Annotated in this window: 14 protein-coding genes; 2 read left to right on the forward strand and 12 right to left on the reverse strand. The window is 60.9% G+C overall.

Going from position 1 to position 21,639, the window contains the following annotated elements:
* Nucleotides 1-39: 39 nt before the first annotated feature.
* The 5 genes from ACILSI_RS14860 to ACILSI_RS14880 form a co-directional block, all read right to left on the reverse strand.
* Complete coding sequence (locus ACILSI_RS14860; RefSeq protein WP_395722676.1) at nucleotides 40-2,469, reverse strand: sialidase family protein; 2,430 nt, start codon at nucleotides 2,467-2,469, stop codon at nucleotides 40-42.
* A 21-nt stretch (nucleotides 2,470-2,490) separates the two neighbouring features.
* Nucleotides 2,491-3,888, reverse strand: a complete 1,398-nt coding sequence (locus tag ACILSI_RS14865) for an FAD-dependent oxidoreductase (RefSeq protein ID WP_395722677.1) — start codon at nucleotides 3,886-3,888, stop codon at nucleotides 2,491-2,493.
* A 27-nt stretch (nucleotides 3,889-3,915) separates the two neighbouring features.
* Nucleotides 3,916-5,193, reverse strand: a complete 1,278-nt coding sequence (locus ACILSI_RS14870) for a polysaccharide pyruvyl transferase family protein (RefSeq protein WP_395722678.1) — start codon at nucleotides 5,191-5,193, stop codon at nucleotides 3,916-3,918.
* 17 nt (nucleotides 5,194-5,210) lie between these two features.
* Nucleotides 5,211-7,166, reverse strand: coding sequence for an FAD-dependent oxidoreductase (locus ACILSI_RS14875; RefSeq protein ID WP_395722689.1), 1,956 nt, complete (start codon nucleotides 7,164-7,166; stop codon nucleotides 5,211-5,213).
* 225 nt (nucleotides 7,167-7,391) lie between these two features.
* Nucleotides 7,392-8,636 carry a Gfo/Idh/MocA family protein gene (locus ACILSI_RS14880; protein ID WP_395722679.1) on the reverse strand — a complete coding sequence of 415 codons (1,245 nt, stop codon included), beginning with the start codon at nucleotides 8,634-8,636 and terminating at the stop codon, nucleotides 7,392-7,394.
* A gap of 144 nt (nucleotides 8,637-8,780) precedes the next feature.
* On the opposite strand from ACILSI_RS14880, the gene ACILSI_RS14885 reads away from it, so the two are divergent.
* A complete protein-coding gene (locus tag ACILSI_RS14885) occupies nucleotides 8,781-9,752 on the forward strand; it encodes a LysR family transcriptional regulator (RefSeq protein ID WP_395722680.1) in 972 nt (323 codons plus the stop codon).
* 473 nt (nucleotides 9,753-10,225) lie between these two features.
* Here the strand turns inward: ACILSI_RS14885 and ACILSI_RS14890 are convergent, their stop codons facing one another.
* On the reverse strand, nucleotides 10,226-13,222 hold the full coding sequence (locus ACILSI_RS14890) for a hypothetical protein (protein WP_395722681.1): 2,997 nt from the start codon (nucleotides 13,220-13,222) through the stop codon (nucleotides 10,226-10,228).
* A 138-nt stretch (nucleotides 13,223-13,360) separates the two neighbouring features.
* Here ACILSI_RS14890 and ACILSI_RS14895 point away from each other — a divergent pair, with 138 nt between their 5' ends.
* Nucleotides 13,361-14,224 carry a helix-turn-helix transcriptional regulator gene (locus ACILSI_RS14895; RefSeq protein ID WP_395722682.1) on the forward strand — a complete coding sequence of 288 codons (864 nt, stop codon included), beginning with the start codon at nucleotides 13,361-13,363 and terminating at the stop codon, nucleotides 14,222-14,224.
* A gap of 109 nt (nucleotides 14,225-14,333) precedes the next feature.
* Here the strand turns inward: ACILSI_RS14895 and ACILSI_RS14900 are convergent, their stop codons facing one another.
* The 6 genes from ACILSI_RS14900 to ACILSI_RS14925 are packed head-to-tail and all read right to left on the reverse strand — an operon-like array spanning nucleotide 14,334 to nucleotide 21,368.
* Complete coding sequence (locus ACILSI_RS14900; RefSeq protein WP_395722683.1) at nucleotides 14,334-14,537, reverse strand: hypothetical protein; 204 nt, start codon at nucleotides 14,535-14,537, stop codon at nucleotides 14,334-14,336.
* Nucleotides 14,534-16,084, reverse strand: coding sequence for a sialate O-acetylesterase (locus ACILSI_RS14905; protein WP_395722684.1), 1,551 nt, complete (start codon nucleotides 16,082-16,084; stop codon nucleotides 14,534-14,536). Before ACILSI_RS14905 ends, ACILSI_RS14900 begins: the two co-directional genes overlap by 4 nt.
* 4 nt (nucleotides 16,085-16,088) lie before the next feature.
* Nucleotides 16,089-16,967, reverse strand: a complete 879-nt coding sequence (locus ACILSI_RS14910) for a DUF6528 family protein (RefSeq protein ID WP_395722685.1) — start codon at nucleotides 16,965-16,967, stop codon at nucleotides 16,089-16,091.
* A gap of 28 nt (nucleotides 16,968-16,995) precedes the next feature.
* Nucleotides 16,996-17,970, reverse strand: coding sequence for an alpha/beta hydrolase (locus ACILSI_RS14915; RefSeq protein WP_395722686.1), 975 nt, complete (start codon nucleotides 17,968-17,970; stop codon nucleotides 16,996-16,998).
* A 54-nt stretch (nucleotides 17,971-18,024) separates the two neighbouring features.
* Nucleotides 18,025-19,746: a dienelactone hydrolase family protein gene (locus ACILSI_RS14920; RefSeq protein WP_395722687.1), complete on the reverse strand. Its 1,722-nt coding sequence runs from the start codon at nucleotides 19,744-19,746 to the stop codon at nucleotides 18,025-18,027.
* Between the two features lie 35 nt (nucleotides 19,747-19,781).
* Nucleotides 19,782-21,368, reverse strand: a complete 1,587-nt coding sequence (locus ACILSI_RS14925) for a sulfatase-like hydrolase/transferase (RefSeq protein ID WP_395722688.1) — start codon at nucleotides 21,366-21,368, stop codon at nucleotides 19,782-19,784.
* Between the last annotated feature and the right edge of the window lie 271 nt (nucleotides 21,369-21,639).

A 21,639-nucleotide genomic window follows, 5' to 3' on the forward strand; every position in this document is an offset into this window, starting at 1 on the left:
GGATGTTGATTCAGGACTGGTGGGATCAAATCACAGGTTTCAAAGCCGCTTCACGCTCTCACCCATGCAGTGAAAAATCTCGCTGTGGCGTCCGCGCAATTCGACCGTGATGCGGCCCTTCTCCAAGAGCACTTCCACAGTCGAAATCGCTTCTTCGGATTGCCAGGGGTTCACGGCGAGGATGATCCACTCATCGGCGCTGACGCGCATCCGGCGGATGAGGGGACGCTTGGCTTTCCAGAGGACGTGCGCGGGTTCGTCAGGCATGAGTTTGGCGGCGGCGATCTTGGCGGAGAGATCGGAGACGCGGCCGAGGCTGGTCATGAAGACGGGGAGCGTGTGGTAGTATTGCCCTTGGCGCTTCGGCTCGGAGCCCCAGAGCGCGAGGCCGCGTGCGCCGCAGAAGTAGGGCAGCACGGCCATGGCTTCGGCCAGCCAGGGGGCGACTTCTTGGTCGGCGAGTTTCTTGTTGGAACTGTGGTAGCGCAGCCACTCGTAGGCGTAGAGCGGCTTGCTGCCGTAGCGGCGGGTGCGCTCGATGTTTTCCTCCACGTTGGCCGCCATGTAGTAGATGGAGTCGGGCTTGTCGTAGAAGACGTAGATGCTGGCGATGTAGTAATCGACGAAGGGATCGATGTGCTGCCACAACTCGGCATCGCTGTGATGCGTGCCGTCGATTTGCTGCGCGGATTTGCCGGAGATGCCGAAGTAATCGCGACGGAACGGCTGCGGGCCGTAGATGCCGATGGGGGTGCCGGGGAAGCGTTCTTTCGCCCACTGGCAGGGCAGTGTGAACCAGGTGGCCCACTCGCGCAGGTAGGCATCGGCGAACTGCTCGCGGGTCGTGGCCTTTGATGCGGCGCGCAACACGGGATCGGCCCAGACTTTGTCGATGTCCTCCTCGAAGCTGAACTCGATGTCGTGGACGAAGATGGCGTTCTGGTTGCCGCGCTTCTCGATGTTGCGTTTGACGATGCGCTCGAAGAACTCGGGCTTCTGCCAGGGATTGGTTTTGTTGGTATCGAGCGTCTTGCGGATGTTCTCCTTCTGCCTGCCAGGGTAGTCGGAATAGGTGCTCAAAAGGTCCACCATCTCGAATCCATGCGCAGCGGCCTCGCGATAGTTCGTCGCATTGTCACCACCCGCCACATTCCAAAAGGCCCGCAAGCCACCGCTCATCGGCACGCGGCGGATTTGCTCCCAAGAGGGCGGCGGCGCGGTGCTGGCGTCGCTGGTTGTATTGTTTGGCTGTAGTAGAGGAGCGGGTTTTGAGGACTCCAGTTTGCCAAACATGATGCGATCCGTGCTGCCGCCGGTGCCTTGGGTGACGGTGAACCAAATCGAGCCCTCATGTTGACGGAAGGTGGGATACTGGAACGAGCTCGGGGACTCGAAGCGGTATTTGCGCTCCCAGTTGATGCCATCGCGCGAGACCTCAACATTGAAGATGTAGCGTCCGACACCGTGGCCGTCGGTGATGCGCGTGGCTTCCTGCCAGCCGAGGTAATAGATGCCGTTGAACTTGTCGAAGGTGGGCTTGGAGTTGCTGCCTTTGCTGACAAAGGGTCGAGCCTCGCCCTGCGTCCACGTCTTGCCGTCCTTGCTCGTCGTGAAGACGTAGTTGCGGTCGCCGCTCTCGGTGCGGCAGATGGCCATCCAGGTGCCATCAGGCAGGCGATTGACGGAGGACTCCGTGAGCCTGCGCTCGGCGGGTTCGTTGTAGTGGCCGATGACTTCGATGGTGTCGCGCGCGTCATTCAGCATCGCGAGCGCGTTCTGCGCACCGGGGAAGTTGTTGATGGCGAGACAGGTCTTGCCGTCGATGACCTTGAACGCATCGAGCAGGTAGAAACCGAAGGCCTTGGCGGGTTGCTTGAAGCCTTGCTTGGCAGCATCCGCGTGGAAATACTGCGGCTGCATGTCGAAGGTGCCGTCGCTGGTCTTGAGCTTCACCCGATGGATGTCCGGCGCGAAGGTGAGCGAGGCGATGTCGAAGTCGCGATACCACGTCTGCGACTGGCGCTTGCCGCTCTGATCCTCGCAGACAAAGAAGCAACGTAGTGTGGTGTCGTTCATCTGAATGATGCGCGGGACAAAGCAGGCTCCCGCCGGCAGTGTTTCATTGGCGAAGGCTTGTGCAGACTTCGCCATCGGCACGACTCGCTCCACGCTCATCGTCTTCACATTCACGACCGTCAGCACGCAATACTGCGCCTTCCCCGCGCCGTGACCCGGCTTGATGTCATTGTCGTGCTCGACGATGAAGGCTCGCTCGCCGACCAGGACGAGGTCTGCATCGTGCGCACCCTTCACCTGCGGTGCGCTGACTTTGATCATCTTGGACAGGACTTCATCGCCTGCCCGTTTTGCGTTCCAGTTAGCAGGTAAAAGCTTGGGGGGCTCGGCGTGCAGCGCCGCAAGTGGCACTAGCAGTTGGGCGGTGAGGAGGATGTGGTGGATGATTCTCATAGCGTTATCGGTGTCGAGGAATCAGGCTTGCTCACGCACCTTGGCGATAACGTGCTGGACCTCGCTCCACGGCACGTCATGCGGAGCGGCCTTGTTTTTCGCGGCGACGGCGGCGGTGGCTCCGGCGGCTTCACCCATCGCGGTGGCGTTGCCGGTGACGCGGTAACTAGCGTGGGCGATGAAGTCGCCGCTGATGCAGCGGCCCGCCATCATGAGGCCATCGACATCGCGAGCAATGAGTGCACGCAGTGGGATGTCGTAGGGCTTCGTCTTCACGCCGGCGTTGTGGTAGGCGGCCTTTTTGTTGTCCTCGGCACTCAGGGCGTGGATGTCCACGGGGAATGTGGCGCGGACGACGGCGTCGGCTTGCACCGCTCCTTTGACGAGGTCTTCGCTTGTCATTATGTAGCGTCCCCGGATGCGGCGGCCATCGCGGACGCCGATTTGTTCAGGCGTGGCGGCGATTTGCAAGCCGTCCCAAGGGCCGCCGAGCTTGCGCAGGCCGCGCACGATTTGATGAATCTCGCCACGGGCGCGGAGAGTCGCCTCGGTGACTTGCGCGGCATCGGTGGCATTGATGCCGTATTCGTGGTTGGCCATGAGCAGCACGAGATTTCCCTGAATCGGGAACAAGCAGGCGTGGCCGTAGCTCGGCGTGACGCCGGCTCTCTTCAGCGTGTCCTGAAAGGCCTTCGGGCCGACATGGCGACCGCCATCGCCGGTGCCGTGGATGCAGTCGGCGATCTGCGCCACGTCCTTCACCACGAGCAGGGCATACATCGTCATGGGCTGGCAGGGACAGGCTTTTTCCCGGCCGATTTCGAACTCGCATCCCGCTTGGGCGCCGAGATCGCCATCGCCGGTGGTGTCGATGAAAACGGGGGCCCGCCAAGCCTGCCGTCCGCTCTTGGACTCAGTGACGATGGTGCGGAGCGTGCGCCCCTCGCGATACGCGGCGGTGACGCGGGTGTGGAGCTGCACTTTGACACCCGCAGCGGCGCAAAGCTCTTCCAACAGCAGCTTCATCTCCTCTGGCTGATAGCTCAGGCCGTTCATGCCGCCGCCGTTGATGGCATCGCGCTCCCGCAGGCGGCGCACGAGTTCCACGTTGAAGCCGGGCTTGTCGAAATCGAGCAAGTAACCGAGCAGCGAAGAAGTCCACACGCCGCCGAGCGAACCATGCGTTTCAAACAAGCGCACCTTCGCCCCGGCGCGTGCGGCAGTGATCGCAGCGGTCACTCCCGCAGGCCCCGCGCCGCAGACGATGACATCAGCGTCAGTATTGACGGGCAGGTCGCGGGCGGCTTCGAGAAAACCCTTGGGAGCACTGCCATCGGCCGCCGGCAGTGATCGGGCCGCCAGCAAACCGGAGGCGGCGGTGAGACTGCCAAGAAAGTGGCGACGGCTGGGGATGTCCATAAGAGAGGGGTTTGGCTGGGTGAGATGTTAAATTGACCGAGCGAGCACCTGCATCGTGTGACGCTGGCGTTCTTCGACGAAGACTCGCGCTTTCACTGCCTTCCCTTTCGCCGCTGCAGGATCCTTCGCAATGGCCAGCACGGCGGCAGGCATGGCTTTGATTTCGTCTTCGTTATCGAAGTCGAAAAGCCACTCACCGAGGCCGATGTCGCGCCACATGATGCCTTTGCTGGTTTGTTCCTCCCAGCGGCAGACGATGGCGGGGATGCCGTTGCCGATGCACATGATGGGGCTGTGCATCTCCGCGCCGAAGAGACCGGCGCTACGGATGTAGGTGCTGAGAGCTTCGCCAGTGAGCCAGAAGTCAGAACGCCAGACGACGTTCGCCTTCACATCGGCGGGAAGTTTGTCGAAGAGCATTTCTTTGCTGAGGGCCATCTGCGTTTCGTCCTCGGGGCAGAGAAGCACCTTCATGCTGGTCTGGCGGACGACTTCGACGATGGCCTGACGCAGCGGCGCGAGGTCGTGCTCCTTCATCGCTTCATTGCGGGCTTGCTTCGTCTCGTCCAGCGGTGTCTTCCGCGCGGGAATGGTCCAGTAAGGTGTGTAGCGAAGGCGTGGGATGCAGCAGAGGAAGCGGCCTTCTTCCAGCTTGTGCGCCTGAAGAAAGGCGATGGCGCGGGCGTCATCGCGCAAGTCGGTGGCAAAGGCTCCATCAGGGCCGAAGCCCATGACCGGGCAGCTGCAGCCGCGCTTCTTCGCCTCGGCAAGTGACACGGAATCGCGGAAGAAAACGAACTGCGCTCCACTCATGATGGGAATGCATTGCTGGAACTTTTTCACCAACTCGGGCTTCGCGGTGGCGGTGTCGGGCGCATTGAAGGTGATGCCATAGACGCCGTAGGGCTTGCCGGTGGCATCGCGCCATTTGGCGATGTCCTGCGCCGCGACGAGCGACGGGCCGGAGCCATGCAAAAGGAAGTCACACTCATCGAATGCGGCCTTCAACGCCTCGGGCGTCTGGATGATGTGGAGCTTCGGAAAGCGTGCGAGGAGCATCTCTGCCACGCCATTTCCCACGCTGCTGGGCCAAAGCCTCACCTCGACCTCCGGCAGATGTTTCTCCAGCAGAGCGAGCACGCCGGGTGTGTGCGCGATGTCGCCGATGTTCACCGTCTGCCATGATGAACGCAGCACGATGCGCCGTGGCCGTGATTCCGCCGCAGCGAGGCTGGCGATTGCCGCGCTGAGGCTGGAGGTCAGAAAGTGACGGCGGGAAGTTTGGCCGGAGCGTTGAGTGGGCATCGTGTTTTGAAAGTGGTTTAGCGCCCGCCTTTGGCCTTGAGGTCCTCTTTGCCCACGCCGCGTTGCATCAGCGTCTTCAAGTCATCGAGATGCTTTTCATACACGCCGCGTGGCGTGGTGGTGTTTTGTTTGCACAGGGAGGCTGCCATGCCGAGCACCTCGCCCATCATGCCGGTGGTGCGCTGCACACGCACGGTGCCAAGCGCGATGTGGGTCACACTGATGTTACGGCCGGCCATCATGAGGTTGCTGATATTGCGTGAATACAGGCACCGGTAAGGAATCGGGTAAGGCTGGATTCTAAACTGCCGGGCTTCGGATTGGAAGGCCTCGCAGGCGCACATGGGCTTCTCCGGGTAGTGCAGGTCGATGGTCCAGGTCGTGGTGACACTGGCATCGGGGAAGGGCCGCGCCGCCACGATGTCCTGCTGGCGCAAGAGCACATCACCGAGCAGGCGACGGCTCTCGCGCTTGCCGCCGATGTAGGCCACCCAACTGAGCTTCTGCCGGGCGAACTCGTCTTTGAACTTCGGATGATTCTTCAGCGTGGCCCAGTTGCCATAGACAACGCGCAGGCCGTAATCGCGGATTTCCTCGATGTCGGTGATGTGATTGCGCATGGCTCCAGTCTCCCAGTCCCAATCACCGCGCTTCGTTTTAATGGCGTGATCCGCGTCAAACTTCAGCGCCCACGGACACTCGGGGAAAGTGGAAGGCTCGGAGCCTTCCTCGGCGAACCATTGCACCGACGTGCCCATGACCAGTTCATCCGCCTTTTCAGGGGCGAACTCTTCGCCATGCTCCTCCTTGCTCTCGCGGCCATAGGCAGAATCCGCTCCCGCCAGTGCGCCGATGACACCATCGCCCGTGCAGTCGGCGACAAGCGCAGCTTTGAATCGCAGCCGCCTGCCGGTCTTGATCTCCTGAGCCAGCACCGCCGCGATGCGCTGGCCATCCATCTCCACGCCGTTCGCACGTGTGCTGAGATAGAGCGTGATATTTTTCTCCGTCGCGACGACGGCGAGCTTCTTCTCGTCCTCGTAGTTGGTGGACGGTCCGGCATTGTGAATCCGGCGCTGTGGCTCCTTCTCAAACAGCGCGATGACTTCCTGACTGCGCGGCAGGTCGCGGGATTTTTTCGCCTGTTGCAGACTCCAGTAACCCACCGGGCCGAGTTCTTCGAGGAGATTGCCGAGCTGCGGATACGGCATCTGATGAATGAGGCCGGACAAACCCACGCGCACCTCGGTGCTGTTGTTCCCACCCAGCACCGGGCGGTCGTGAATGAACGCCACCCGGCAGCCGAGCCGTGCCGCGCTCACCGCCGCACAGCACCCTGCTGCCCCACCTCCGACGACCACAAAATCAAACTCACCCGCCGCCTCCGGTTTCTCCGGCAAGCCCAGCAGCTTTCGACGCAGCGGGGCCAGCGTGGCCGCATCATTCGGTGGTGGAGTCGGTGCAGACTCCGGTGAAAAAAACAGCGCATCGCAACGACCCGCAAAGCCCGTGAGGTCATGTAGCGCGACCTGCGCCGTCTTCCCAGCGACCTCCACCACGCCGCCATCCTGCCAGTGCCAGTCCTCACCCTCATTCCCAAATGTCGTCGCCAATGTTTTGCCATCCACGATGACCTGAAAAATGCCCGGCGTGCCCTTCGCCCGCATGTCGGGATGCGTCTCCGCCGTCTTCCACGGTGCCACCCAGTCCCGCGTGCGCACCCACAGCCGATACTTGCCCGGCTGCGGAAACGCGACCGTCGTCGTCGCATCCGCCACAGGAACACCCATGCCGTGCGCCAGTAGAAAAGCGGAACCCATCACATCCATCGACTGCTGATCCATCACCCAGCCGCCATTGTCTTTGAAGCCCTCAGCCTCCACCAGCACCGCGTCAGCCGGTGCGGCGTGGAGTGCTGATATCTGGATGGAAAGGAAAAGGGCAACAGAGGCGAGCAAAGAGTGTGTTTTCATCATGGTGAGGGGCTGATTTCGGGCGGAAGAGGGACGTTGACGCAAAGTTTGGGCAGTTCGCGCACGCGTAATTTGCGGAACTGGATGGTCGAGCCTTCGCTTTCTAGACCGAGGAACCCTTGTTGGTTCTTGATACGGTAGGTTTGTCCTCCGCGAAGCCGATGATGGCGGCGGTGGCGACGATGAAGAGGGTGCATTTCATGGGTTGGCTCAAGGTTTCGTTCATCACACAAACTTTGTCACCCCAGGGATCGGACGCGGTGTGGGCTCGAACTTGTCGTTCCATTTCAAGGTCTCTTCCGGCGCGAGGTCTTGTTTGGACGCGAGGATCTGCTCCCAGGTGAGGCGCTGGCCGGTGTAGGCGGCCTCGCGGCCCATGATCGCGGCGAGCGTGGAGCGCATCATCCAGTCGCCATCAAACACGGACTTGCCACTGCGAATGGCGGCGAAGAGTTCATCGTGCTCGATTTGATACATGTTCTTTTCCTCACCACGGAAGCGCCAGCGTTTGGCGCCTTCGGCAAATGGGGCGCTACCTTTGCCGATGACCAGCTTGGCTTGGGAACACTGGATGTAGTCGATGTTCTCGTTGGAGCATCCCGTCATCTGCCGTGAACCAATGTGTCCCATGACGCCGTTGGCGAACTCATAGGCGACATGGAAGTGATCGAAGATGTTGCCGCCCTCGGCAGGCGTCTGGCGACCGCCGGTGGCGATGCAACTGACGGGCGGCTGATCACCCATGGCCCACATCAGCTTGTCCACTGAATGGACCGCCTGCTCCACATAGTTGTCACCCGACAGCCAGGAGAAACTGTTCCAACTGGCAAGCTGCCAGGCCAGATCGGTCTGCTCGGGCTGCCTTGAGGATGCCGGAGGCATGAGCCTAATCGGGCTGCCATAGTAGGTTCCGAAGTAGCTCATGAGATCGCCAAACTGCCCGTCCTTCAGCCGCTTGAAGCTCTCCCGGCGTGAGGTGTTGTAGCGCCAGCAGAAGCCAGCCGTGACATTGAGTTTCTTCTCCTTCGCTTTCGCCAGCGCCGCCATCGCCACATGGTAACCCACCGCATCCACCGCCATCGGCTTCTCGCAAAACAGGTGCTTTCCGGCTTCAACGGCCGCCGTGAGATGCAGCGGACGATACCCCGGCGGCGTGGCCAGGATCACCACATCCACCTCCGAGGCCAGCAGCTTCTGATAAGCATCCAGCCCGACGAATCGATGCTCCGGACTCACCGTCACACGATCCGGTGTCTTCGCCGAAAGCGAAGCGATGGCCGTGTCCATCTGCTTCTCAAACACATCCGCCACCGCCACCAGTCGCGCATTGTAATCCGCCTGAAGCGCCTGCGATGCCGCCCCCGTGCCGCGACCACCGCATCCGATCAAGCCGATGCGCAGCGTTTCATTCGAGTCTGCCTTCTGCTGCGCCCGCAGCGTGGTCGCCGCCGTGATGACGGCCGGAGCCATGAGCGAAGCGCTGCCAGAGCGGAGAAAGTGACGACGAGAAAGGGTAGTTGAGGGTATTTCCATAGCTTTAGACTTACATCCGCAAATCGCATTTCTTGACCGCTGTGTTTGCAAATCTTCCTAATGCCCGTTCGTTCCAGCCTAATGCCCAAGAAATCCGCATCACCCAAATCACCCGCACGCCGCTACTTCAAAGAAGTGCGCTTCCGGCAGATTCGCGCCCTCGTCGAGCTGTCGCGTCAGGGCAGCTTCGCCGCCGCCGCCACCTCGCTCGGTCTCGCGGTGCCGTCGGTGTGGCAGCAGGTCCGTGCTCTGGAGGACGAATACGGGGTGCAACTCGTCATCGCCCGTGGCTCCCAACTTTCCCTTACTGAAGATGGGCAAAGCCTCGTCGAGATGGCCGCGCCACTCGTCGAAGGCTTCGATTCCCTCCGCGAGATGTTCGCCGACCGCCACCGCATCACGCCGCGCACCCTCAGCATCGTCGCTCCTGCCCCGATGCTTCACGGAGCCCTGCGCAAGCCCATCGCCGCCTATCGAAAAAAATTCCCCGCCGTGAACCTCACGCTCATCGACCGCCCCTCGCAGATGGCCCGCGAGTTAATCGAAGCCGGTGCTGCCGACATCGCCATCATCGGCATCGCCCAGGGCGACGACCCGCTGCCGCAATTTCACGTCTGGCCGCTCGCCAGCTATCCCTTCCAACTCATCTGCCCGCACGACCACCCGCTCGCCACCACACGGCGCACCACCTTGGCCGACATCGTCCGGCATCCGCTCGTGCTCAGCGTTGAGCAATCCAGCTCCCACCGCCAAATCCGCCACATCTTCACCCAGGCAGGTTTAGGCGGACGCATGAACGTCACCACCACGGCGACGAATCGCGCCCTTCTGCTCGACTACGTCGCCATCCGCCTCGGCATCGCCATCTGCACCCGCGCCAACGACGCCAAACTCCCGCGTCCCGGCCCCGGCGAATGCGAACTCACCATGCGCCACCTCACCTCCCTCTTCGGCCACGAAGAAGTCTTCCTCCTCCAACGCAAAGGCCGCCACGAACTGCCGCATGTGAAAGCGTTTCGTGAAATCGTGGAGAAGGGCATGAGGGAGACCTAGGCCCGCATGTTAAGCCAAGGGCTCGCGTTGGCCTGGCGGTCCGATTAGTTGCAAGTGATCGGGAAAGTGAGGCCGCCTCGGCAGCCACTCGAGGATACGCTCGGCGTAGTCGTGGACGTCGTGGTTGTCCGGCGCGGTGGGTATGGTGGTTCATTCCCAGAGTTCGTTGAACATGAGTTGCTTCTCGGTCGCGTTGAGAGGAGAGCGCGAAACGGCGTTCCAAGCGGTGTTGATGTCTTGTTTGGGCCAGCTCTGAGCTATGAGGGCGGCGAGTTTCGAGCGCAGCTTAGCACAAGGGACCTTGGAGAGCAGTTGAAGTGCTTTTGCATGTTGCCCCCGCTCTCAAATGCTCGCGGATGCGTTCGCCGTTTTCGTGGGCGGCATGGGCGGGTGAAGGGAGCAAGTTTGCCTGAGTGATTTCAAAAGAATGTAGGAAACGCTGAGGGCTGGATTCATGCGGGGTGGCTTCGTTTTCATTCTCTCTCGCCGGGAGCGAGAAAGAGAATCTCCCACGCGGAGCGCCCTTTCAGGAAGAAGCGCGCCTTCCGCCCGGCACGTTTATCGGTTTCGCCTTTTCCGATGCCGATGATTTGCGGATACCAGTCGCCACTCGAATGGATTTTCTGCGGTTCTGTCCAGCCGGATGGATTGGAGAGGTCAGAGTTGAAGGTGACGTAGATCCCTTCCTGCTTCCAGCTCGTGTCCTGGGCGCGATTCATGAGGATGACGTAGCGATTCAGGTGCGTGTTGAAGTGGATGGAGGGTCCCCAGAAAACGTCGGGATCCGATTGGTGCCAACTGCGCTTTGCCGGAAAGACGGGGGTCAAACGACCGCCATCGCCCGGCTCCGCCCATCTTCCGTTGTGCCACTTGAACACCTTTCCAGCCGGGGCGTCCCTGTCCGCGTAGCTCATGCGCGCTACACCGATGCCCTGCTGCTCTGTCTCGCCCCAATAAGAGCTGAAGAAGAAGTAGAAATACTCCTTCCTGGCATCAAGCAGCACGGAGAAGTCCCCGTTCCCTCCCGCGAAGAACCTGTTCTTGGTGCCGCAGTCAACGCTCTGCGGCGGGGCTTGGAGGATGAATCCCAGATCGGTCCATGTCTTGCCATTGGCTCTCGACACGAGTGCACCGATTCGCGGTTCGGTCAGTGCAAATGACCGCTTCAACTGCGGGCAGCAGTCACCGGGCTCGTTGTGATACCAGCCGTAAAGGTTGCCAGACTTGTCGTCCTTGTGTGTCGCCTCGATCCAGCGGCCCCAACGGCCATGGTGGAAGACATCGTCATTGTTGATGCGGCTTTCGATGGCATTGCCGAGGTGGAACAGATCGGAACCGGTGGCCCGCTTCGTCAGCGGCTTGGGAATCCCGCCGCCGGACATGAAGACATGGAGCGTATCGCCCTCCCAATGTGCCGGGTTGTTGGCATCCACAGAATGCTTCTGGTCACCGGCGGGCAACACCAGTTCTGGCGCGGGTTTCAGGGTTGCGGAGGGCAGCGGGCCGTTTCGGTCAGATCGTTCGGCGAGGGAAGGCTCCAGTCTCAAGACGCCGTTCTCTCGCACGACTCCCAGATGAGCATCAATCGCTGCACCCACCGGGTCCAGGCCGGTTTGGCCAAGTCGGCGGCGGATTTCCTTCCGCAGCCAGACATAGGCGGAGTAGTCGGCATACGGCTTGTTGCCATGCGGTTCGCCGGTGACGGTGTTGATGTCCTCGCTGAATCCCGGATACCTCACGAGTTCGAGTTTGATGCGCTCGATCAAACGCGTGTCCACCTCGTCAGCCGGCAAGCCGTGCGCTCCGGCCAGGAGGTAGTTGCCAGAGTCGCAGAAGAACCAGGATCCCCCGAAGCAATAGATGCCATTGTGCCCTGGCAGCAGGGAGCCGTCCGCCTGGGAAATGACGCGCAGGCCGTAGGGTGATTTGACCTTTTCAGAGGTGTGGTAGTGCCTCAGCACCTGCTCATCGGTGAGCACTTTCCGCCCGAAGACGGCGTAGGTCAGTGTCGCGCCGTAAAACACGTCCTGGCCCAGTATGTCCTGCTGTTTCATGCTCGTGGGCATGAAGCCGAGTTTGGCGTTGAACATGCGTTGATACGCAGCCATCGCCCGCTGGATGTCTTCCTCCGTGACGGGCAGGCCAAGCTCCTTGGCGGCCATCAGCGCGCCGCAGTGGAAGCCTTGATTGCTCGCGGGCGCATCGTCATCGTCGTAATGGAGGACATCCATGTAGGTCTTCCATCCTTTAGGGTGCGTGGCGTTTTCGAGCGGCGGGGGGATGTAGGCCCCGTCTTTTTCGTGCTTCCGTATGAACTCGTAGGCGCGATGCACCAAAGCATCGTTCAAGGTGCCACCGGCCCGCTTGGCCAGCGCTGCCCAGATCAGGTAATACTGGGCGTTGTCTTCATAGTCCATGCGGTTCCAGAAGACGGCGCGTTGCGCTTCAGCCGTCACCTCCGGATCGTCCAGTCCGAGAGCCGAATAGATGCCCGTGCTCACCCACTGCTTCCACCCATAGCCCATGCCGGAGATGAAAATGTATTCCCCGTCCCGTGGACGGTCATTCTCGTCCCGCATGAGATTCCGGCGCAGGAGATACAACGAGGTGTTGCGCAGGATGGCTTCGAGGACGCTCGAGTTCCAGCCCTTGGCATTGGCCACGGCCAGGTGCATCGCCACCTGACGGTCGTAATGAGTGCGCGCAGGGCTGGCGAAAACCCATGTGGTGTAACGCCGCGTCTCTCCAGCAGCCAGCGACTGCCAGCCGCTCATTTGATACTGATAGTGATCGCGCGCATCCTCGCCGCCCTTTTGCCCAGGGATCTGCTTCTTGATGAAGATAGGATACGGATCGCTTCCATCTCCAGTCATGATCGCGATGCGTCGTTCTGGCGTCGGGGAAACAAGAACGTCACACCTGTTCTCCCAGAACCCAGGCGAATCCGCGACAATGCCGAACACGCGATCTGGGAGGTGAGCCATCGCCACTGGGAAGGTCTCTTTCTGCGGGCGGGAGCGTTCCGTTCCAAAGACGGTTCGCTTCACGACCGGTCCGGAGAAGGAAGAGACCTCGCCTTCGATCGCCAGATCGAGCGGAAACGCCGCTGTGAACTGCTGCGCTGCATCCGCCGTGACTTCCAGCGTGCGCTCGACCAGTGAAGGTGTCTTCTGCACCAGCCTCCAGCGCAGGGTGAGTGCACCGATCTTCTCCGGCCCGAGTTCCATGACACCATCGCGTTCGGTCTTCGCACGGAAGCGGACCGGCGTCCATTCTGCTCCGGGGAACTTCAACTCGACGCCTGCTGGCGCGGTGTCGGCGGAGCGGGCGATGAGGTTTTCTCCTGTGTGGTATTCGATCCGTTGAATGCCGTCCTTCTCGACACACACAGGACGAATGGGGGCATCCGCTTGAAGGAGCGTTTGCGAAGCAAAAGAGAGACCAAAGAAAAGATAGGCAGCGCGATGCATGATTCGAACTCTCTAGCAGGACGTCCACGGTCGTAAAATGGCCGAACCTGTCGAAAACATGGCAATTCCTGAACGGTCAATGTGACGAATCCAGTTGGCTGGACGCGTTCAGTCAAGTCACACTCAGGAATACCCATCATGCATTTCGGAGGAAACTTTGATCTCGACGGCCAGCGATTCAGCGCGCGGCTCGTCAGCGCCTTGACAGAGGTCCGGCAGTTCAAGTCCGACTGCTGGTTTCCCTCGTGCTGGAACCACTGGGTCATCGACATGGTTCACGCCGACCAGCATCACCGCATCGGTGACGGAAAGGCGTTTGTGCGTGAGGCGGGCAGCGCTGTCATCTATCGCCCGAAACTACGCTACTGGGAGCGGCAGGAGGCCGGGAAGTCCCAATACGAATCGTGGATCATCTTCAACCTCGGCGGGCAGTTGGAACAGACGTTTCAATCGCTGGTCGGCCGGGCTGGTTACTGCCACTTCCGCGATCCCGACCATGTGGTGACGAATCACCTCCGCAACATCAGCGAACACGCTTTTCATCGTCGGCAGGGATTTGAATTGCTGGCTCAGGGAGAAATGCTCGGGCTGCTGGGCAGATTCATTGCCGCGCCACAGGTCGGCTCACACCTGCGTGAAGTCCGCAGTCTGGAGTCCCTCGCCCAGGCGGGCAGCATGGAAGCCCGGATCGAGGCATTCATTCGTGCCCACATCAATCAACCCCTGACCGTCGCCGACCTTGCCGGACACTTGAACCAGAGCGTGTCCGCCTTCGGCCATGCCTATGCCAAGCAAACGGGAGAGACTCCCTATCGAGCGATCACCCGGCTGAAGATGGAAGCGGCCAAACGGCTTCTGATCGACCAGGGGAGCAGCGTGAAACAAACTGCCCAGCATCTTGGTTTCTCATCGGAGTATCAGTTCTCCCGCGCCTTTAAGCGTAACGAGGGAGTAGCTCCGAAACTGTATGTCAAAGCCATGACGGCCAAACACTTGGACTGACCGGGATGGCCTGGGAAATCAGGAACGCACTCGTCGCCCCCGCTCTTGACGCGTTCGGCGCTTTCTCGCACAGGTTTGTCGATCCTCAGCTCGGTTCTTCTACCTAGCATCATCTCGGCACCCTCCCCGGCTCCAAGCCCACCGGCTTGCCATCGCTCGCCTTGCTCAGCGGATTCTCCGCAGCGGGGATGAAGTCTTCAAAATTGAGCGCGGTGAGGGTGCGGCCGGTTTGGTGGAGTTCGGTTTCGCGCCAGGCGGTTTCGATTTTTTGCCACTCGGGGGCCGTTGCTGTTTGGTTGTCTGTTATTCTCACTTCTTCACCGCAGGCCAGTCATCGGTGCGGAAAGGCGAGGCAGGCAGGCCCGCGCCATTGGCGAGGCTGTAGTCGGGCCAGTCTTTCCACGCGTAACGAACGGCCACGGGCTGTGCGACCTCGGCGCTGCGGATGACGACGGTTTCGCCGACGATCTTGGCCTCAGCGGGCTTCCATTGTTGATCGGCTCCGGCAATCTGGAAGCCGGTGAGCGGACCGCCGGTGATGGATTTGAGGCCGCCATTCGTGTGCTGGAAGGAAACGGTGATCGCATCGCCGTTGATCGTCGAGCCAGCGGGCAGCGGGCCGCTGATGGCGGGGACGTTTTTGCCATAGACGGTGCCGAGCGCCCAGTAGGAGAGGCGTTTGCCGACGTCCTGCTTGTTCTTCGGATGGATGTCCTTTGCATCGCCGAGGTCGATGGTGATGGCCATGCCGGTCTTTGGCAGGGCGAGCGTTTTGAGCATGGATTCACGCACGCGCGGCCAGCCTTCGCCGGGGGCGGTGTAGTTCGGCAGTTGCACCCACGCGAAGGGCACTTCATCCTGCCAAAGTGTGCGCCAACTGGTGACGAGCTGCGTGAGTTGCTTGTGGTAGAGGCCGGCATTGCTGCTGGCGTTTCCTTCGCCTTGATACCAAAGCATGCCGCGCAGCGTGTAGGGCACGAGGTTCACGACTTTGCCATTGAAGAGGCCGGCGGGGCCGCCTTTGAGCTTCCACATCGCGAGCGGGTCCTTCGGCGGCGGGGTGACGAACGGCGTGCCATTGGCTTTGGCCTTCTCGGACGCGGCTTTCCAGATGGCGAGCTGCTTTTGATGCAAAGCGGGCGCCTGCGCGGGATCGAACTTCCGATGGGCCTCCAGGCGCGTGTCGTAGTTCGCCTTCGTCTCGGGATCGGAGGACTGCACCTCGGCGGCGACCCAGGATTCGATGGGCGTGCCGCCCACGGAGGTGTTGATGAGGCCGACAGGCACGCCGACCTCCTTGTGAATCTCGCGGCCGAAGAAATACAGCGCCGCCGAGAAGCCGCCGACGGTATCTGGCGTGCATGTTTGCCATGCGCCTTTGCCCTCGGCCTGTGGCTGCTCAGCAGGGCCGGAGCTTTCGCGATAATGACGGATGAGAGGGAACTTCGCCGCCGCCTTCTCCGCATCAAAGTGGTAACAACCCGCGACTGTCATCGCCATGTTCGACTGGCCGGAGCCGAGCCATACCTCGCCCACGAGCACGTCTGTGCATTTATGACTGATGATTTGTGATTGATGATTTGAAGAGATGAGGAGATCGCGTGGCTGGTCACTCGCGGGCATGGGATCGAGCTTCACGAGCCATTTGCCATGGGCGTCGGCTTTCGACGTTTTCTTCTGTGCGGCGAACTCGACCGTGACCTCTGCGCCCGCGTCCGCCCAGCCCCAAACCGCGACGGGCTTGTCGCGTTGCAGAACCATGTGATCGGCCAGCACGGAGGCGAGCCGCAACTCCGCTGCGGTGAGCGGCAGGAGCGATGCGAGAAAAAGAGCGGAGAGCAGGGTGAGCGTGGGTTTCATGGAATCAGGGCAGCCAGCGGGCTTTGTAAGGACGGGCGTCGTCGAAGGTGATTTTCCCTTCCGGCGCAAAAAGGCGCAAAGTCGCGCCCCAGGTGCTGAGCACGATGCGTTGAGTCACCGGATGCACATCCACGGACTTCACCTTGGCGAGATCCTTCAGCACAGGATGCGGGCGAAAGGTCGCCTGATCGCGATCAAAGAGATGCACGCCATGCTCGGTGGTGAGCAGCAGGTCCGCGCTGGCGGGCACGGGGCGCAGATCATGGCCATCGGCATCCGGCAGCTTGTGCGAGCTCTTGAGTTTCAGTGACGGCGTGGCCGTGTCCCAGTCCGCCAGCGTGTAGCAGCGCAGTTCATCGAACCCCAAGGCCCACAGGCACTGCCGCGCCTCATCCCACAGCACGCCATGCGCGGAACGCAGCGGTGTTTTGAAAACTGGCACCGCCGCGCCTTTCAAATCGAAGACCTCCAGATGATCGCCGCTCAGCGAACTGGCCACCACCACGCGATCATGCGGCAGCAGATCGAGCGAGTGCGCATTTCGCGACTTCGCCCGCCACAGCACGCGCTTCGTGGCCCGCTCGATCAACGCACAGCCGCCGTTCGAGGCGCACACCAGCAGCTTCGCGCCCTGCTCCACCGCCTTGCACTCATCCATGTGATGAAAATCCCGCCGCGCCGCCTCCGGCACATCCGCCGCTTCCTGTGCGTTCCAGCGCCAGAGTTTGTTCGCCTTGCCCGCGGTCGCCTCCGCCGCGTCCACGATGAAAACCTCGTCGCCACCGGCCAGGATGATCTCATCGGCGTGCACCATGGCAGACAATGCGAGCTGCAAGACAGCGAGTGACACCAACGACAGGGTAGCAGCAAGATGGCGTTTCATTTTCAGGCGGGGCTACTGTTTGAGGTCTTCACTTCAGCTCCGGCCGCAGGTAGGCCTTGATGTAGTCGCTGTCGGTGGCGTGTTTCACGTTCGGGGCGCCGGGATAGACGAGGTCGCAGGGGACTTGATGAGCATCGCAGTGCTCCTTGAGCTTCATGCCGAAGTTCGCGGTGTGGGTGGGGTCTTTTTCGTCGTGGCCGAGGTTAGGCGGGCTGCTGTAAAAGAGGCCCACGGGTGGATCGCCGCGGCTGACGAGTTCATAGGGTGAGTATTCTTTGATCCAAGGCAGCAGGCGCTCACGAGCATCGTAGAACATCTGGAAGGACCCAATTTTCTTCTTCGCATCCCACGCGATGCCGAAGGCGTGCGAGCCGTATTTGCTGTTCGGCGTCCATTCACGCATCTGATGTGGGTCGAGCGTGGTCTGAGCACCGGACACGGCGGCGCAGAGCACGCGGGTGGACTCACGGGCGATGGGATCGGGGCTGCTCGGGTCCGCCATCTCATCGTGAAAGGCCAGCCAGAGACTCGTGCAGGCACCCGCGGACCCGCCGGAGAGAGCGACCTTGGTTTTGTCGAGATTCCACTCCTTCGCCTTGCTGCGGCAGAACTGCAAAGCGCGGGCGCAGTCGAGCATCGGCCCCTTCACGGGCGGCACCAGTCCATCGGCGGTGGAGTCTTTGATCGTGCGGTATTCCACGGAGGCCACCGAGATGCCGGCACTGAGCGCTGGCAGGATCATGCTTCGAGCCACTGACCGGTCGCCGCCCTGCCAGCCGCCGCCATGGATGTAAACGAGCAGCGGCGTGGGCTGCTCGGACTTCGCCCGCCAAAAGTAAATCACCTGCATCCGATGCGTGCCATACGCGACATTTTCATCCGGCTCGACTGGCAGCTCGTATTTCCGAAACTCGGGTGCAGGCTTCTGCTCCTTGGCCGGGGCATCGGCGGCGAGCAGTGAGGTGAGCGGGACAAGGAAAAGGGCGCAGGCGAGGGCTTTCATGGATCGGATCGCTTCGGTGGTTGGTTGGATAAAAAACGTAATCGAGCAGCCGGTTCACGGCACCCATTTGAAATCGGCAAAGATCACCTTGGTGAGGTCGGAGCCTTGTTTGGGTAGAAAATGGATTTTGCCCACGCTCGACCAGTTCGACATAGGCTTTTGGTTGTGGCGATTGATGAGCCGCTCAGGGGCGATGGTCATCTCCTGCCAGTCGTCGGAGGCGGTGATCTCCAGTTCGACCGAGTTGTGATCGGCAGCAGTGAAGACCACCGTTTGCGGCTCGGTGCAGTAGAACTTGAAGCTCAGCCGCGAGTTGGCCGGAGCCTGCCATTTGGGGTCGTGCAGTTGCTCGGTGCCGGAACCGCGTCCGTTGTTCGTCGGACGAAAGCCCTTGATGCCCTTGGGGCCTTCCAGCTCGGCGATGTTACTCCAGTCGCTGTAACCGCTGCCGGAAAGATCGCTCGATGGTTTGTCGGTGGCCCGTGCGTTGCCGAGCTTGGCAGGGATCGCCGCGTTGAAGTCGGTCGAGCGCACGATCATCGTGTCGTAGGTGATGTTGGCGTAGCCGAAGACATAGTCGTCCACATTGAGCACCGGCATCTTGGCGATCCACTGCTGTCCCACCCGCACGCTCGGCGTGTCACGCCAGGCACGGGCGTAGCTGCATGGGTTCTTGAGCGCATAAAACAGCTCCACCTTGCGCACGGTGTCGGGTGACGCCGGAGTGATGACGAGTTCCGGCACGCCTTCGGCATCCAGACGGATCTCAGACCTCGGATGCTCCGGCCAGGCCACATCTTGGCCGAGCACATGCTTTTCGAGCCAGAACTTCGTATTGTGCCCGATCTTCTCGGTGTCGTGATGTCCGCGGGCCTGAATCGCAAACGACCACGGCACGTTCTTCGGGAATTTCTTGAAGCTCTCCAGTCCGCGTTCGTGGCCGCCATGATGATCGTTGGAGCCATTCAAAAACAACGTCGCCGCCGTGATGAAGGGCACATGCGCCTCAGGAACGATCGAAGCCAGGATGATCTCTTCGCCCGACGACTTCGGCGGCTCGACGTAAGGCACGTTGTAGAGCCAGACCTGCTTGTCGCGGTAGTAGTCGTTGTAGCCGATGCCAAAGTAAGCCGCGACCGCCTTCACGCGCGGATCGGTGGCGAGATTCCACATCAACGTGCCGCCATACGAGTAACCCGTCGCCCCGAGCCGCGTGCGATCCACCTCCTTCTGCTGCTCCAGATAGCTCAGCACCCGCCGCTGGATCGCATACCAAAGGTAGTCGGAGGTCTGTTTCGGATCGGTGATTTGCTTTCCGTCCAGATCCTGCGCCCTCGCTGGTCCAGCCACCGTCCGATCCATGTTCCCATGTCGCAGCTTCTCCGGATACTTCGTGAAGTGCGGACGTGTCCCCGTCTTGCCACAGTAGTCATGCGCCATCACGGCCCAGCCCTCTTCGACAAACTTCCGATCCGGTTCCGCTGCACCCATCCAGCCATGCACCACCAGCAGACCGGGAGCCTTCGCCGCAACCGTCTTGACCTTGTAGCGGCAGTAAACGCGAATCTCCTCGCCCAGCACATACGCGCTGATGTAGGAGTCCCGGCTGAAGATGCCATCACGCGTTTCTTGCTTCACGATCTCCTCTTTGAACTCGTCATGATTCGGATCGTAGCCCTTCCACAGCGCGGCTGGAGTCGGGAAAGGCTCGGCGGCGTGCAGTGTGACCAGCGGCGCGAGGAGCAGGGCGATGAGAAAAGGGAAAGAACGGTTCATGCTGAGGTCTGGTGGAGGTGCCTTGATCAAAGCGTTCATTTGCCGGTGAACTCTGCGCGGGTGAGTTTGCCGTCGCCGTTTTGATCAAAGCTCTTGTAGCGTGATTCGAGGTCGGACTGGCCTTTGAGGCCCGTTTGGTATTCTTCGAGCGTGAGGATGTCGTCCCGGTTGGTGTCCCATCTGGCAAAGGCCTTGGCACGGACTTCGGGCGTGACCTTGGGACTCTTCGCGCCGGGCTTGGCCGGAAGGGGGTGTTTGCTCAGGCATTCGGGGTTCGGCTTGGCGGGCAGCGTCGCCTTCCACTCGAGGGCCATCTGGCTGAGACGTGCGACGATGTCGGGATGGTCCTTCGAGACATCTTCCGTCTCGGCGCGGTCGCGGCTGAGGTGATGCAACTCGACGCGCTTGCCATCCTCGGTGAGCATCAGTTTCCAATCGCCCTCACGCACGGCCAATCGCGGCCAGTAGTCGGGTTCGGCGGCTTTTCCCATCCAGTGCCAAAAAAGCGGCCGTGTGCGTGCTGTTGTTTTGCCGTGGAAGGCGGCGAGCAGGTTCTCACCATCGCTTTGGTAGTCGGCTGGCAGGCCCACATTGGCCGCTGCGCACAGCGTGGGCAGCAGATCGACAGCGGTGAAGACGGTGGTGTCATTTTTTGCACCTGCCGGAGTGTGGCCGGGCCAGCGGACGATGAAGGGCACTCGCACACCGCCTTCAAACAGACTGCGCTTGCGACCTCTCAAACCGCCCGTTTCGCCGATGCTGTAGAACGTGTCGTAGCCGGTCACGTTGGCATCAGGATCGAACTTGCTTCCCGTGCGCTTCGCTGCGGTGGATTCAGGGCCGTTGTCGCTGCTGAACATGACGATGGTGTTTTCCTCCAAGCCCTCTGCTTTCAGCGCATCGAGGATGGTGCCCACCGCATTGTCGCCATCGGTGATGACGGCGGCATAGACCTGCTTTTGCTCATCGAGATGCTTCCATTTCTCCATGGACTCTGCCGTGGGCACATGCGGCGTGTGGCTCTCGTGCAGCCAGGCGTTGATGAAGAACGGCTGCGACTTGTTCGCTTTGATAAAGGCTGCGGTGTCAGCAGCCGTCGCCTGCAGGTCCGCCGACTCCCAGCCTGCACCCCCGTTGAAGACACGGGCTTCATCGTAACCATACGCCTCGGGTTTCGGCGCGCCTTTGGTATCGCGATTGGTCAGGTGCCATTTGCCGAAGTGGGCGGTGCGATAGCCCGCTTGTTTGAGCAAACGAGGCAGCATGTGAGCCTTCGGATCCAGCCAGTCCGGCATGCCACGCTCGTGATTCTGTTCCGGTGTCGCGAAATGCTGATGCACCGAAAGCCGCGCAGGATAGAGCCCAGTCATCACCGCCGAGCGACTCGGCGAACACACGGGATTCAACACATTGAACTGCTGAAAATCCGTGCCCTGGCTGGCCAGCTTATCGAGGTTTGGCGTCTTCAGCCAGGTGCTGCCATGGCAGGAGAGATCGCCCCAGCCCCAGTCGTCGGCATAAATAAAGATGATGTTGGGCTTATGGGTTGGCGCATCAACGCCATGAAGGATGCCCAGCGGCGCGAGCAACAGAGCGGTGAGGTGGGTGAGGGCAAATTTCATGAAGAAGGCAACATTCAAATTGACCGCGTGGAAACGTGAACGCTGCCAGGGCATTTCAGCCGAAACCGTGTCCGATCCAGCAACGCACGATGACTGCGATGCCACTGGCTTTCGGGCCTGCTTTTCACAATCGCAAAGGTTCATCCACTTGGATATATTGTTTGGACTCCACTTCTAGCAGCCTGTTGAAAAACCTCTCCTCCTGGGTGATGAGAACAACCCTGCATGTTTGAGCAACGCCAAACCAAGCAACGCCAGCAGGAACTCTGGA

The organism is Prosthecobacter sp. (assembly GCF_044232965.1).
Taxonomy (GTDB): domain Bacteria; phylum Verrucomicrobiota; class Verrucomicrobiia; order Verrucomicrobiales; family Verrucomicrobiaceae; genus Prosthecobacter.

What these genes read in the sequence shown, in the direction of transcription:
- ACILSI_RS14890 (WP_395722681.1), bottom strand. Translation starts at nt 13,222, where the DNA reads ATGCATCGCGCTGCCTATCTTTTCTTTGGTCTCTCTTTTGCTTCGCAA.
- ACILSI_RS14925 (WP_395722688.1), bottom strand. Translation starts at nt 21,368, where the DNA reads ATGAAATTTGCCCTCACCCACCTCACCGCTCTGTTGCTCGCGCCGCTG.
- ACILSI_RS14910 (WP_395722685.1), bottom strand. Translation starts at nt 16,967, where the DNA reads ATGAAACGCCATCTTGCTGCTACCCTGTCGTTGGTGTCACTCGCTGTC.
- ACILSI_RS14885 (WP_395722680.1), top strand. Translation starts at nt 8,781, where the DNA reads ATGCCCAAGAAATCCGCATCACCCAAATCACCCGCACGCCGCTACTTC.
- ACILSI_RS14880 (WP_395722679.1), bottom strand. Translation starts at nt 8,636, where the DNA reads ATGGCTCCGGCCGTCATCACGGCGGCGACCACGCTGCGGGCGCAGCAG.
- ACILSI_RS14915 (WP_395722686.1), bottom strand. Translation starts at nt 17,970, where the DNA reads ATGAAAGCCCTCGCCTGCGCCCTTTTCCTTGTCCCGCTCACCTCACTG.
- ACILSI_RS14860 (WP_395722676.1), bottom strand. Translation starts at nt 2,469, where the DNA reads ATGAGAATCATCCACCACATCCTCCTCACCGCCCAACTGCTAGTGCCA.
- ACILSI_RS14865 (WP_395722677.1), bottom strand. Translation starts at nt 3,888, where the DNA reads ATGGACATCCCCAGCCGTCGCCACTTTCTTGGCAGTCTCACCGCCGCC.
- ACILSI_RS14905 (WP_395722684.1), bottom strand. Translation starts at nt 16,084, where the DNA reads ATGAAACCCACGCTCACCCTGCTCTCCGCTCTTTTTCTCGCATCGCTC.
- ACILSI_RS14920 (WP_395722687.1), bottom strand. Translation starts at nt 19,746, where the DNA reads ATGAACCGTTCTTTCCCTTTTCTCATCGCCCTGCTCCTCGCGCCGCTG.
- ACILSI_RS14875 (WP_395722689.1), bottom strand. Translation starts at nt 7,166, where the DNA reads ATGAAAACACACTCTTTGCTCGCCTCTGTTGCCCTTTTCCTTTCCATC.
- ACILSI_RS14895 (WP_395722682.1), top strand. Translation starts at nt 13,361, where the DNA reads ATGCATTTCGGAGGAAACTTTGATCTCGACGGCCAGCGATTCAGCGCG.
- ACILSI_RS14870 (WP_395722678.1), bottom strand. Translation starts at nt 5,193, where the DNA reads ATGCCCACTCAACGCTCCGGCCAAACTTCCCGCCGTCACTTTCTGACC.